At 28.9% G+C, this 13701-nt stretch carries 14 protein-coding genes; 10 read left to right on the top strand and 4 right to left on the bottom strand.

What is annotated here, in order from left to right:
- The 7 genes from GQ540_RS02835 to GQ540_RS02805 all read left to right on the top strand — a co-directional run.
- A partial coding sequence (locus tag GQ540_RS02835) for a DUF58 domain-containing protein (protein WP_291797030.1) occupies window positions 1-872 on the top strand: 872 nt, incomplete at its 5' end.
- 33 nt (window positions 873-905) lie between these two features.
- On the top strand, window positions 906-2498 hold the full coding sequence (locus tag GQ540_RS02830) for a hypothetical protein (RefSeq protein WP_291797027.1): 1593 nt from the start codon (window positions 906-908) through the stop codon (window positions 2496-2498).
- Window positions 2499-2501: 3 nt separating this feature from the next.
- Complete coding sequence (locus tag GQ540_RS02825) at window positions 2502-3506, top strand: VWA domain-containing protein (protein ID WP_291797024.1); 1005 nt, start codon at window positions 2502-2504, stop codon at window positions 3504-3506.
- A 37-nt stretch (window positions 3507-3543) separates the two neighbouring features.
- Window positions 3544-4596 carry a VWA domain-containing protein gene (locus GQ540_RS02820; RefSeq protein WP_291797021.1) on the top strand — a complete coding sequence of 351 codons (1053 nt, stop codon included), beginning with the start codon at window positions 3544-3546 and terminating at the stop codon, window positions 4594-4596.
- A 3-nt stretch (window positions 4597-4599) separates the two neighbouring features.
- Window positions 4600-5388: a tetratricopeptide repeat protein gene (locus GQ540_RS02815; protein WP_291797019.1), complete on the top strand. Its 789-nt coding sequence runs from the start codon at window positions 4600-4602 to the stop codon at window positions 5386-5388.
- A gap of 1 nt (window position 5389) precedes the next feature.
- Window positions 5390-7156 (top strand): BatD family protein, encoded by a 1767-nt coding sequence (locus GQ540_RS02810; RefSeq protein ID WP_291797016.1) that lies wholly within the window; start codon window positions 5390-5392, stop codon window positions 7154-7156.
- A gap of 1 nt (window position 7157) precedes the next feature.
- A complete protein-coding gene (locus tag GQ540_RS02805; RefSeq protein ID WP_291797013.1) occupies window positions 7158-7910 on the top strand; it encodes a tetratricopeptide repeat protein in 753 nt (250 codons plus the stop codon).
- Here the strand turns inward: GQ540_RS02805 and GQ540_RS02800 are convergent.
- The gene (locus tag GQ540_RS02800; RefSeq protein ID WP_291797010.1) at window positions 7907-9022 is read right to left on the bottom strand and encodes a TlpA disulfide reductase family protein; all 1116 of its coding nucleotides are present in this window, start codon (window positions 9020-9022) and stop codon (window positions 7907-7909) included. The two genes, GQ540_RS02805 and GQ540_RS02800, sit on opposite strands and share 4 nt — an antisense overlap.
- Before the next feature lie 65 nt (window positions 9023-9087).
- Window positions 9088-9603: a CvpA family protein gene (locus tag GQ540_RS02795; protein ID WP_291797007.1), complete on the bottom strand. Its 516-nt coding sequence runs from the start codon at window positions 9601-9603 to the stop codon at window positions 9088-9090.
- Window positions 9604-9667: 64 nt separating this feature from the next.
- On the opposite strand from GQ540_RS02795, the gene GQ540_RS02790 reads away from it, so the two are divergent.
- Complete coding sequence (locus GQ540_RS02790) at window positions 9668-10021, top strand: hypothetical protein (protein ID WP_291797005.1); 354 nt, start codon at window positions 9668-9670, stop codon at window positions 10019-10021.
- Here the strand turns inward: GQ540_RS02790 and GQ540_RS02785 are convergent.
- Window positions 10018-10812: an SDR family oxidoreductase gene (locus GQ540_RS02785; RefSeq protein ID WP_291797002.1), complete on the bottom strand. Its 795-nt coding sequence runs from the start codon at window positions 10810-10812 to the stop codon at window positions 10018-10020. The two genes, GQ540_RS02790 and GQ540_RS02785, sit on opposite strands and share 4 nt — an antisense overlap.
- 71 nt (window positions 10813-10883) lie before the next feature.
- Between GQ540_RS02785 and GQ540_RS02780 the strand changes: the two genes are divergently transcribed.
- Entirely contained in the window at window positions 10884-12227 is a 1344-nt protein-coding gene (locus GQ540_RS02780) for a TlpA disulfide reductase family protein (RefSeq protein WP_291796999.1), read from the top strand.
- On the opposite strand, the gene GQ540_RS02775 is transcribed toward GQ540_RS02780, so the two are convergent.
- Window positions 12224-12661 (bottom strand): KTSC domain-containing protein, encoded by a 438-nt coding sequence (locus GQ540_RS02775; protein ID WP_291796996.1) that lies wholly within the window; start codon window positions 12659-12661, stop codon window positions 12224-12226. The two genes, GQ540_RS02780 and GQ540_RS02775, sit on opposite strands and share 4 nt — an antisense overlap.
- Before the next feature lie 313 nt (window positions 12662-12974).
- Here GQ540_RS02775 and GQ540_RS02770 point away from each other — a divergent pair, with 313 nt between their 5' ends.
- Window positions 12975-13367, top strand: a complete 393-nt coding sequence (locus GQ540_RS02770; RefSeq protein WP_291796994.1) for a hypothetical protein — start codon at window positions 12975-12977, stop codon at window positions 13365-13367.
- The last annotated feature ends 334 nt before the right edge of the window (window positions 13368-13701 follow it).

Here is a 13701-nt window from a genome sequence, read left to right as displayed (position 1 = left end):
TGGATACTAAAGAAATATTAAAAAAAGTTCGAAAAATAGAGATTAAGACACGTCGTTTGTCTGATCATATTTTCTCTGGCGAATATCATAGTTCGTTTAAAGGACGCGGTATGACTTTTTCTGAAGTGCGCCAATACCAATATGGTGATGATGTAAGAGCAATTGATTGGAATGTTACCGCACGTTATAACGAGCCTTATGTAAAAGTATTTGAAGAAGAACGTGAGTTAACAATGATGTTGCTAGTTGATGTGAGTGGTTCAGAATTTTTTGGAACAACACAACAATTTAAAAGAGATACAATTACTGAAATTGCTGCAACTTTAGCATTTTCGGCAACTCAAAATAATGACAAAGTAGGATTGCTATTATTTTCTGATGATGTTGAGCTATTTATTCCTCCAAAAAAAGGAAAAAGTCATGTGTTACGAATTATTAGAGAATTAATAGAGTTTCAGCCTAAAAGTACAAAAACAAATATTTCTGAAGCGTTGAAATTTTTATCTGGAGTAATGAAAAAGAAAGCAATTGTTTTTATGCTATCTGATTTTATGGATGAGAACTATGAGCAAACGTTAAAAATTGCTGGAAAAAAACACGATATAACAGGAATTAGAGTATTTGATAAGCACGAAGTTTCAATTCCAAATTTAGGAATGGTTCCAATGCAAGATGCAGAAACTGGGAAGACAATATTGGTAAATACAGCGTCAAAAAGAGTAAGAAATGATTACCAAGCACATTATTTAAAAACGGTTGATTATTTTGAAAAATCATTTAGTCATAGCGGTTCGGGAGCAATTAGTTCTCGAATTGATGAAAGTTATGTGAAAAAATTATTAGGTTATTTTAAACACAAAGGAGCAAGATAGATGATGATTTTGAATCCCCTGAAGAATCTAAAAATGAGGAAAAAGTTAATTTATATAGTATGTTTAATTGGTTTTATTGGGTTTGCTCAAGAAAACCCTGTTTCAATTGAAATAGACACAACTACTATTAAAATTGGAGAACAAATTCAATTTAAAATTGGTGTTAATGAAACAAATAATGTTGTTTTCCAAAAGTTAGCACTTGATAGTTTAGGGAAAATTGAAGTTGTTGAATCGTTGCCAATTGATACGCTAAAAAATAGATTAGAAAAAAAATACCTTTTAACAAGTTTTGATAGTGGTCAATATGTACTTCCAAAACAATTAGTACTCATAAATAACAAACAATTTTATACAGACTCGCTTTTAGTGAATGTTGCAACGGTAAAAGTTGATACGTTAAAACAAAAAATGTTCCCAATTAAATCAATTAAGAAGGAGCCAAAAACTTTTGACGATTATAAACATTTACTGTGGTGGATCATTCCAATTTTAGTTTTACTGGCAGTAGTTTTATATGTTATATTTAGAAAAAAAGAAAAGAAAGTTGTACCTAAAGTTTATGTTGCTCCAATTAAAGAAGCGCTTCAACGTTTAAAGGAATTAGACGAAAAACAATTGGTTCAACAAAATAAAATTAAAATTTATTATTCTGAATTAACAGATATTGTTAGAACATATATTGAAAAAGATATTAAAATTCCAGCATTAGAATCAACCACAAATGAGTTAATAGAAACTATTCGTGATTTTAATGAATCTAGTAATTTGGGAATATCTAAAGAAACTATTCAGCAATTAAAAGAAGTATTGCAAAGTGCTGATTTGGTGAAATTTGCGAAATCTAAACCAATTATTGAAGAAATTAAAAACGATAGAACAATTGTTGAAGAAATTTTAAACAATACACAAAATGCAGTTCACCTTAACGATGCTGTAGAAGTTAGTGATGTAATAAATGAAGATGTTTTTGTTGAACAAGAACCTCAAAAAAAGAAAAATAACTTCGTAAAATATATTTTAATTTTTATAGCTGTATTTGTTGTTGGTATTGGCGTAGCAGGTTATTTTGGATATAGTTATGTGAAAGATAAGTTTATTGGGAACACTACTTCTGAAATGTTAGAAAAACAATGGTACACTTCAACTTATGGTTACCCGTCAGTTAGTATTGAAACGCCTGAAATATTACAAGTCCAAGCTGTTGAAATTCCTGAGAATTTAAAAACAATAATTGAAGATGTAACTACGTATAATTATGGAAGTTTAATTAGCAATTTTTACGTTGAGGTTACTACTACAAGTTTTGTAAATGAATTAGAGAATTTTGATTTTGACAAGGCAATTGAAATTTCATTGCAACAAATGGCTCAAAAAGTTGGTGTGAATTTTACAAATTTACATCAAGAAATTAGAGTTAATAATGGTATTGAAGGTAGAATAGTTAATGCAGATTATGAGTTAATGAACAAAACAACTCAGCAGTTAAACAGTAACAAATTTACCTTGTTGTTATTTGCTGACACAAAAAATGTTCGTCAAATAATTATTACCCAATTAGCTTCAGATGAAAAAGCTGAAGAAGTAAAAGAACGTATTTTAAATTCAGTTTCATTAAACCCGTAAATTATGTTTCAGAATTTTGAATTTTTAAATCCGCAGTTTTTATGGTTATTGGTTTTAATCCCAATGCTAGCAGTTTGGTATTTTATCATACGAAAAAAAGACAGTGCTACACTAACAATTGCAAGCACAAAAGGATTTGAAGTAAAACCATCAATACTATCAAAATTAAAACCTTTGTTATATGTATTAAGGTTGTTGGCTTTAGCATTGTTAATTGTTGCTTTGGCACGCCCAAGAAATGTTGAAGTTAGTAAACGAACCAAAACAAATAAAGGAATTGATATTGTAATGGCAATTGATGTTTCGGCAAGTATGTTGGCACGTGATTTAAAACCAAACCGTTTAGAAGCGTTAAAATTAGTGGCAAATGATTTTGTAAATCAACGACCAAATGATAGAATTGGAATTGTAGTGTATGCAGGAGAAAGTTTTACTAAAACACCAATTACAAGCGATAAAAGAATTATAAGAAATACCATTTCTGAAATAAAATGGGGAGAATTAGATGGCGGTACGGCTATTGGCATGGGATTAGGCTCAGCAGTAAACCGTTTAAAAGAAAGTAAAGCAAAAAGCAAGGTTATTATTTTATTAACTGATGGAGTAAACAATACAGGTTTTGTTGATCCAAAAACCGCAACAGAATTGGCAGTTGGTTTAGGAATAAAAGTATATACTATTGGCTTGGGAACAAACGGAACAGCATCATTTCCATATGCAAAAGACCCAAGAACAGGCAAGTTGCTTTTTAGAAGTTCACCTGTTGAAATTGATGAAGATTTATTGCGTTATATAGCTACTGAAACTGAAGGTAAATATTTTAGAGCTACTGATAATACAAAACTAAAAGCAATTTATAACGAAATTAATAAACTTGAAAAAACAGAAATAGAAGAGTTTAAATACTATAATTATCAAGAAAAATACAGACTATTAGTATTAATAGCTATGTTATTTATTTTAATTGAAATAGTTTTAAAACACACTGTTTTTAAGAGTTTTATATAGTAATAGAATTTAAATATTAGTATTTAGAAATAAGCAAATGTACCAAATAGAAGAACCAACATATTTTATATACCTAGCAATTATTCCAGCAATATTTGTGCTATTTTTATTGGTGCTTTGGTGGAAAAAAAGGACTCAAAAACAATTTACAGATACTAATTTAATTCAAAAATTAAGCCCTTCAACATCTACATTTAAATCGTTTTTAAAAATCACAATGATTTGTTTAGGGTTAGGTTTGTTAGTAATATCATTAACAAATCCTAAAATGGGAACTAAATTAGAAACCATAAAAAGAGAAGGTGTAGATATTGTTTTTGCTTTAGATGTTTCAAAAAGCATGTTGGCTGAAGATATTGCTCCAAGCAGGTTAGATAAAGCCAAACAAATTATCACTAAAATTATTGATAAGCTAGGAAGTGACAGAGTAGGAATTATTATTTATGCTGGAAATTCATACCCGTTATTACCAATTACAACAGATCACGCTGCGGCAAAAATGTTTCTTCAAAATGCCAATCCAAATATGGTTTCAAGTCAAGGAACAGCAATTAATGAAGCCATTGAAAAAGCAATTACGTATTATGATAATGAAGAGCAAACTAATAGGTTTTTATTTATAGTTTCAGACGGTGAAGACCATGAAGAAAACACGGTAACATTAGCAAAAGAAGCTCAAAAAGAAGGAATTAAAATATATACAGTTGGAGTTGGTACAAAAGAAGGTGGTCCAATACCAATGCGGACTATTGGAGGAGCTATAAGTTATAAAAAAGATTCAAAAGGTGAAGTTGTTATCACTAAAATGAAAGAGGAAGTTTTACGAGAAATAGCTTACGAAGGAAAAGGAAAATACATAAACGGTAATAAAACACAGGAAACTATAAATAGTATTGAAGCTATTTTATTGAAAGCTGAAAAAAGTGAGTTTGAATCAAAACAATTTTCAGATTATAAAGACCAATTTCAATGGTTTATAGGTTTTGGGTTGTTATTTTTAATTATTGATGTATTATTGCTTGAAAAGAAAACAACTTGGGTCCAAAAATTAAATTTATTTAATCAATCTGAACCAAAAAATAATAAGTAACAAATGAAAAATACAATTGTCATATTATTTTTATGTTTTTCAACATTGGTTTTTTCTCAACAAAAAAAGCCAAAAGAATTGGAACGTGAGGCTAGAGAAAATATAAGAGAAGGGAATAAATTATACAATCAATTAAAATTTAAAGAAGCTGAAATAGCTTATAAAAAAGGATTGTCTAAAAACCCAAATTACCCAACGGCAACCTATAATTTAGGAAATGCAATTTATCAACAAGATAGAAATAAAGAAGCTGTAAGTCAGTTTGAATTGGTTGAAAAAACGTTTACAGAAAAAATGAGTAAAGCTGAAGCTTATCATAATATGGGAAATTCATTTATGAAAGAAAAGCAATATGAAAAAGCAGTTGAAGCTTTTAAAAATTCGATGAGAAATAATTCAAAGGATGAAGAAACTCGTTATAATTTGGCAATGTCGCAAGAATTATTAAAAAAACAACAACAAGAAAATAAGGACGATAAAAAGGACGATAAAGAGAATAAGGACGACAAGAATAAAGATCAAAAAGATAAAGAAGGAGGCGATAAAGAAAAGAAGGACAGCGAAAATAAAGACAAAGAAAAGGATAAAGGAAAAGACAAGGAAGATGATAAAGGAGATCAAAAAAAGAATGAGGATAAAAAGAAAGATCAAAAACCAAGACCTAATCAATTATCTCCTGAGCAAATAAAACAATTGTTGGAAGCTATGAACAATGAAGAAAATAAAACGCAGAAAAAGTTAAATGCAGAAAAAGCGAAAGGCAAACAAATTAAACAAGAAAAAGACTGGTAAAATGAAAATGTTTAAGTTTTACATACTAACCATTTTAATGCTTACAACGCATGTTGTTTTTTCTCAGGTTGAGTTTAAAACAGTTGTGAGTAAAAATAAATTAGGAGTAAATCAACGCTTTAGAATTGAATTTACGGTAAACAAACAAGGCGCAGATAATTTTAAACCACCATCTTTTGCAAACTTTAAAATTGTTGGCGGTCCAAGTTCTTCCGTAAATCAATCTTGGATAAACGGAAAAGCAAGTTACACGCAAGCATATATTTATATTATTCAGCCTAAAAAAATAGGTGAATTTACGTTAGCACCTGCAACTATTGAATATAATGATAAAATTATTAAATCTAACCCAGTTAAAATTACAGTTACAAAAAAAGTAGAAGTTCCTAAAGACCCAAATAATCCTGAATATGTAGCGCAACAAAGCATTCATTTGGTTGCTGAAGTTTCTAATTTAAAACCTTATGTTGGTGAAGGAATTTACGTAGTTTACAAGTTGTATGTAAGTGAAAATATTAATTTGTATGGTTCTCAGGTAACTGAAACACCTCAGTATAAAGGGTTTTGGAATCAAGATATTAATGTAAAACAAGTAAATTTTAAAAACGGAACTTACAATGGCGAAAATTACAGATATGTAATTCTTAAAAAGGCGGTGTTAATTCCTCAACGTTCTGGAAATTTAGTAATTGAGCCAATTGAAATGGATTTTTCAGTTGGAATCCCTACAGGAAGAGGTGATTTTTTTGGTAATATGATTACTAGAAATATTAGTTATTCTACGAAGTCTGCGTTAAAAAAAGTGAAGGTTAAAGCGTTACCAGAAGCTGGAAAACCAATTGATTTTTCGGGTGCTGTTGGTGAATTTGATTTTAAAGTTGTTGCAAATAAAAATGTATTAAAAGCGAATGAAGCTGCTCAAATTACTGTTGAAGTTTCTGGGAAAGGAAATTTAAAATTATTTGAAATTCCAAAAATAACTACACCAGCCGAGTTAGAAGTTTATACTCCAGAACATAATGAAAAAGTTGTAACAGGGTTAAATGGTTTAAGAGGAAGCATTTCAGACGCATACACGGTAGTTCCTCAATTTAAAGGAAAATATAAAATACCCGAAATTACTTTTTCGTATTTCAGCACCAAAGAAAAAAAATACAATACAATTAAAGTTGATGCTATTATTGTTGATGTTACGGAAGGAAAAGAACTGCCGTCAGCAAATAACAATAACACTTTAACTGAAAAAAAATATGTAGTTGCGAACGATAATAATTTCAGATTTATAGCTTTAAACACAACATTTAAATCAGTAATTGATACTGAATTTTTAAATACTACATTGTTTTACTTGTTATTACTACTACCATTTTTAGCGATCCCTATTGGAATTATAATTGGAAATAAACGCGCTAAAAGAGCAGGTGATGTATTTGGTAATAAAATAAGAAAGGCCGATAAATTAGCTCGTAAATATTTATCTGCAGCCAAAAAACAACTTGGAAATCAAGAGGCTTTTTATATTGCTTTAGAAAAAGCATTGCATAACTTTTTAAAAGCCAAACTTCATATTGAAACGTCAGATATTTCAAAAGAAAAAATTTCAGAAATATTAAAAAATAAAAGTGTAGAGGTTAAAACAATTAATGAGTTTATAGAAGTTTTAAATGATTGCGATTTTGCACGTTACACACCAACCACAAATGTAATGATGAAGCAAGAATTTGAAAAAGCTAAAAGTGTAATCGCCAAAATAGATAAGTACTTGTAATATGAAAAAAATATTTTTTAGCATAGCACTTTTATTTAGTTTGTTAGTCACTTCTCAAACGGCAGATGATTTGTTTTCAAAGGCTAATAATTTGTATCAAAACGGAAAATATTCTGAAGCTATAGAATCGTATTCAGCGATAGAAAAGCAAGAATTAGTATCGGATGATTTATATTTTAACTTAGGAAATTGTTATTATAAACTAAATAAAGTTGCACCAGCTATATATTATTATGAAAAGGCATTAAAAGAGAATCCGGCACATGAAGACGCCTCAATTAATATAGCTTTTGCAAAGCGGATGACTATTGATGTAATTGAAGATTTACCAAAAACTTTTTTACAACGTTTTTCTGCAAGTGTAATTCAACAATTACCGTTTGACACATGGGCTATTTTAGGTGTTTTAGCATCGTTTTTAGCGTCGCTATTATTTTTATTATATCATTTTTCATATTCATCTAGAAAGAAATTATTTTATTTTAACACCTCTATATTTGCTGTGTTTGTTTTAATAATTAGCTTGCTTTTTGCATTTCAGAATTATAAAACGGTACAGAAAGACAGAACAGCTATTATTTTTGTTGACAAAGTTGAAATTAAAAACGCACCATCAACCAGTAGCGAAGCCATTTTTGAACTACACGAAGGCACTAAAGTTGTTATTTTAGATGAATTGGATCACTGGAAAAAAATTAAAATAGCCGATGGTAAAATTGGTTGGATTTATGCAGATGATTTAAAAGAAATTTAATTAGAAAATAATTCAGTTATTTTTTCTTCCAATGCTGTTCCATGAATATTTACTGCTATAATTTTACCTGTAGCATCAATTAAAAAATTAGTAGGTAAGGCTGTAATTCCATATTCAATAGAAATTGGAGTTTTAAAACCTTCAACAGTTGAAACTTCAGGCCAAATACGTTTATCTTTTTCAATAGCTTTTATCCAATTTTTTCGTTTTGAATCTAACGAAATTCCGTAAATTTCAAATCCTTTTTCGTGGTATGTACTATATAACTCATTTAAAAGCACACTTTCAGTTCTACAAGGCGGACACCAACTTGCCCAAAAATCGATTAACGTGTAGTTTCCCTTGCTATTATTTAATGAAATTACTTCATTTAAATTATTAGGCATTTCAATAGTAGCAATAACACTTCCAACACTTGTTTTTTGAAGTAAATGCAATTTGTTTTTTAGCTTTTGAGTAATTTCAGATGTTGGATGTGCTTCTTCAAAACTTAAAACTAATTGGTTTAAAAAAGGTAAATTTTCATTGCCAACCCATCGTGTTGAGGTGTAATAAATAGCAATTGAAGTATTCATACTATCTTTTACAAAATTAATTAACTCATTTAAATGAATCTTATAATTTTCAACTTCTAGCTCTCTTAAATCAGCAATTTTAGTTTTAGAAACACCTTCTTTTTTTAACTGTTTAATATCTTTCCTAACAGATTTCACCAATCTATTTAATGAAAAAACCCTATAGGTTTCGTACTTATTAAGTAAATCTGTATCGCTTGATCCTTCAATAATTATATTGTTAGTAGTAGTTCCTTTAATATTAATATTTTGACCTTTATCAATTGCAAGAGTTATTTTTTTTGAATCTAAATGAAGGTTGTAAATAGCAGGAGGTAATAAATAAACCGAATTAAATTCACCTTTTGTATTCACTTTTAAAGTATCAACAATAGTGGTGGATTTTTGTTGTAAATCATCAATTTTTGAGAGTATTAAATAGCTGTTATTTAGTCCAGTTATTTTTCCTGAAATACTAAATGATTGTTGCTTTTTGGGAGTGCAACTAGCAAAAAGTACGATAGAAATTATAAAAATAAAGCGAAAAGGATATTGCATAAAAATATTTTTATGTTTTGACGTTGAATGTTACTAAAACTAACAAAAAAAGAAAGTATTAAAGCTTACTCGTTTATTATTTTTTCGGTTTCTTCTTCAACAACTTTTAAAAAGTTTGGGAACAATGTAGGAGCTAAATTTTTTACAGGTTCATATAAAATTGCATTTGCTTTTTGTTCATTTGAAATAAAAGGAATTGTATTGTTAAGTTTTGTAAAAACCAATAAAATAATACTTAAAATAAGTCCAACTTTAAGAACTCCAAAAATGCCGCCAAATAATTTATTTAGTAAACCTAACGAAGCAAAATCGGCTATTTTTGTTAGCATTTTACCTAATAATCCAATAACTAAAACTATAATAGCAAAAGTAATAGCAAAAGAAATAATTGTGATATAACGTTCTTCCCAAGTTACATGTTCTGCTAATAAATTTCCTACAAAATAAGAGAAGTGAATAGCACCATAAATACCTGCAATTAAAGCAACTAAAGATGCAACTTCAACAAATAACCCTTTTAGTAAACCTCTAACAAATCCAAAAGTTAAAAATGCAGCAATTATAATATCAAAAGTATTCATATAATAGTTTTTGTAAATATACATCAATCGATTTGTATATTTGCACACTAACTAGAAATTTGAAATGTCAAGAGATCAAAAATTAAAAGAAGATTACGAGCAATTACTCGAAATTTTAGCAACGAAGTTTGGAGATGGAGAACAACTTAATTTAGATGCTATTATTTATTTAATTGGAGTTCAGGAATTAGGAAAAGGAAGCATTGAATATAAAAAAGACGATAAAGTGAACTTAATGCACATTGCAATTTGTAGATTATTGGAGCCTTTTGGATATTATGAATTTGATTTTTTTGATGAAGAAGGCTGGCCTCATTATAAGACAATAGAAGAGCTACCGGCATTAAAATCGGGTGAGCAAACGGTGCTTATAAAAGAAGCTATTGTTTTGTACTTTAAAGAGAAAGAAGTAATTTAAGTTACAGCCAATTTTCGAATCATTATTGATAATAATTTAGGAAAAAAGCGTTTGGTAAAAACACCTAATTTTTCTTTAAAACCACCAATATAAACTTCTTGTTTTTCTTTTTTAACAGCTTTCAATAACAATTTAGCAAAAGTTTCACTTGTTAAACCGTTTTGGGTACTCGTATCCATTTTTTGTTGTGGTGTTCCATCACCAGTTAGTGCATTTACTGAAACATTAGTTTGTACAAAACCTGGGCAAGCTAAGGTTACTTTAATGTTGTTTTGGTAAACTTCTGCTCGTAAACTATCAAAAAAGCCGTGTAGCGCATGTTTTGATGCTGAATAAGAAGAACGAAGTGGCGTTCCAATTTTGCCAACAATACTTGTAGTTACTACAAAATGCCCACTATTTTTATCAATAAAATGAGGTAATAACGCTTTTGTTAAAGCGATAGTTCCTAAGTAATTAATATCCATAATACGTTTATCAACTTCAATAGTTGTATTTTTTGCTAATGAACGTTGACTAATACCACCATTATTAAACAATACATCTATACCATCAAATAATTTTAAAGCTTCAAAAGTTTTAGCTTGTAAACTATTGTAATCTTCCAAATCAAGGGTTAGAATTTTTACGTTTGAAGAATTTTTACATTGGCTTTTAACTTTCTCAAGTTCAGTTTCATTTCTTGAAGAAAGAATTAATTTTGTGTTTTGTTTAGAAAGTTCAATAGCTAAAGATTTTCCAATTCCAGAGGAAGCGCCAGTAATCCAAATAATTTTATGAGTGAAATTCATAGTTAGTAGTTTAAAAAACTAAAAATAGTTACTTTTGGTGTGATTATTGAAAAAACCTTCAGAAAAAGAATATGTTTAAAAAACTTTTATTCGCAATTATTTTAATTTCCTACACGGTGCAAAGCCAAACCTACGTTAAAGGAACGTTAGATTCAGAACAAAATTACACTTGGGTTGTGTTGTACCAATTAAAAGGCGCAAAGTTATTGTACATTAAAAATGCAACTATTACAAATGGTGAATTTTCTATAAATTTCCCTGAAAATGCAGCAGCAGGAATGTATCGTTTATTGTACAATCAGCAAAATCAAGGCTTTGTTGATTTTATTTATAATAATGAAAACGTTGAATTAAAATTTGATCCTGAAAACCCTTTTGAAACCGTTGAATTTATGACTTCAGAAGAAAATAAATTATTTACCAGCTATTTATTAGAATCTGCAAATTGGCAACAAGAATTAGACGCGTATCAAATTTCATATTTTAATATGGAAGGAGAAGAGGAAACATCGCTTTTACAAAGTGAATATTCAAATCTACTAACTAAGTTTAACATATTTCAAACAGAATTTGAAAAAAAAGCAGAAGAGAAACTAGCACTTCATTTTATAAAAGCAAACCACAAATATTACGCACCAAACTTAATTAAAACACCACAAAATTATTTAAATAGCGAGAAGCAACATTTTTTTGATTTTATAAATTTTGAAGATGAAGTGTTGTTAAATTCCATTTTTTTAAGTGAGTTAATAACCGATTATGTTTTTTATTTAAATGGATCGGACGATGTTGAAGTTCAAAACATATTGTATAAAAATGCAACTAAAGAAGTTGTAGACAAAATTATAAATACGAACTTAAAAAGTGAAATTATAAGTACATTGTTGTATGCTTTTTCACAAGTTGAAAACACTATTTTAGTAGATTTTGTGATTGAAAACTACTACAATAAACTTCCTGAAAATTTAAAAAATAAAAACACAATTTTTGAAATTCAAGAGAAAGTAAAACTGGCAATTGGAAAGCTTGCTCCTGAAATTACTTGGCAAGAAAATGGCACAACAAAAAAATTATCTGAATTAACTACTTCAAACAGGTATGTTGTAGTTTTTTGGAGTACTTCTTGTTCGCATTGTTTAAGTGAAATGCCTCAATTATATGAATTTATAAAGGATAAAAAGGATGTGAATGTAATTGCAATTGCTTTAGAAGAGGATGAAATTGGTTTTAATGAACACACTTCAAAATTTGAAAAGTGGACAAATATTTTAGGTTTAAAAAAGTGGCAAAACCCAATTGCTAAAGCCTATCAAATTAACGCAACACCAAGTTATTTTGTGTTAGATAAAAACAAAAACATTATAGCAAAACCCGATTTATTTGAAGATGTAAAAGCTTTTTTTACTGCTTATTAAGCAGCTTTCTTCGATTTTCTGTAAAGGAAAGAATTGTATAGTTTTCTTTTGGCAAAATTAGATCGCTTACCGCTATTAACAAATTTGATAAAAAGATTTTTGTTTACACCAAAATATTCATAAGTGGTTCCGCAAGCAAACGTAATTTCTAAGAGCATACTTTTATGTTGGAAGTCTTCAATTTTTGATTCAGAAGTTAAGCTAGCGTATTCTTCTAAATTAGACTTTTTAGTTTCAGGAGCTATACTTACTAAAAAATGATAGCCATCAATAATTTTTGTACTTATAATTCCTGCTTCATTCTTTTTTTCTTCGTCTAGAAATTTATCTGGATGCCATTCTTTCACCAAACTTCTGTAGGTAGTTTTCAGTTCTTTTAGATTAATCTCTCCTTCTACCTTAAACATTTTTTTGTACTCATTAATGCGCTTCATATCTCGTGTTTTCAAATTTCGTGCAAAAGTACTCCTATTTTCCGAATTAAGCCTTTTATTTTTAAAATTGAGTGTCGCTATAAATTAGAGTAGCGGTTTGAATTTGATTTGTGCTACTTAAAAATCAAAGATTTTTCGTTTGTAGTAAATCGTTAGTTGAATGTTTCTCTATTTAAGTAAAATTTATCTTTTTAAAGTTTACGTTCTGTTTATTTTTTGATAATTGAGTGATTAAAAAAGGTTCAGATTTATTAATTGAATTATTAATGTTAAATTTGCAACATCAAAATATTTTATCATTAACCTTTAGTTTATGCCGTATCAAGATGTGTTTGTTCTTTTCTGGGAACAAGTAAAAGAAAGTTGTCAAGAAGGCCGTTTTGCCAAATTAACGATGGCAAAGACCATTGGTAAACCTAACTTAAAAAATATATTTGTTAGACCAGTATATTCTGATAATGATTTTAAGGTCTTAGTGAAATTGCGCTACCAATCTAAAGAAACCGAGGATGAGGAAAATGAGCTTACATTAAAAGAAGCTTTTATGTTTTTGAAACCATATCTCAGAGCGTCTTTTTCATCTGTTCTTTTATTTACCACAACAAAGGATGTTACTTTCAAAATTAATAAAAAGGGTGCAGGCAGAATTACCGAGAATTCACCGACATTTCAAAACGTTACGCAAGCTAAGAACGATGTAGAATAGCTGGAGCGTCAACATTGGTTTGCAATGTTACGTGTGTTTATTTATGTCAATTGTTCCTGTAATTTTTCTTAAAATCGAATAATTCAATAGTTTGACTATTTGTTGATATAGAATAAATTATTATTGTGGATTTCTGGCTGGAAATCCGCCATTAAATACAACGAGTTTGTATAAGATTTGTGCGGTTTAAAAATCGAAGATTTTTCAGCCGTGTAAATCGGTTTGTTAAAATGTTTGTCGTTTCAATTTTAGTTTAAATTTAAGCATAAATTTTATGAGGTGTTAGGCAAAGTTTTTTATCTTATTTTAGTGTCAACATTCCGTTAATTGCTTT

The organism is Lutibacter sp. (assembly GCF_013139515.1).
In the GTDB taxonomy this organism is placed as follows: Bacteria; Bacteroidota; Bacteroidia; order Flavobacteriales; family Flavobacteriaceae; genus Lutibacter.
Note: the sequence above shows the minus strand (reverse complement) of the source record. Positions and strands in the feature narration are given on the sequence as shown.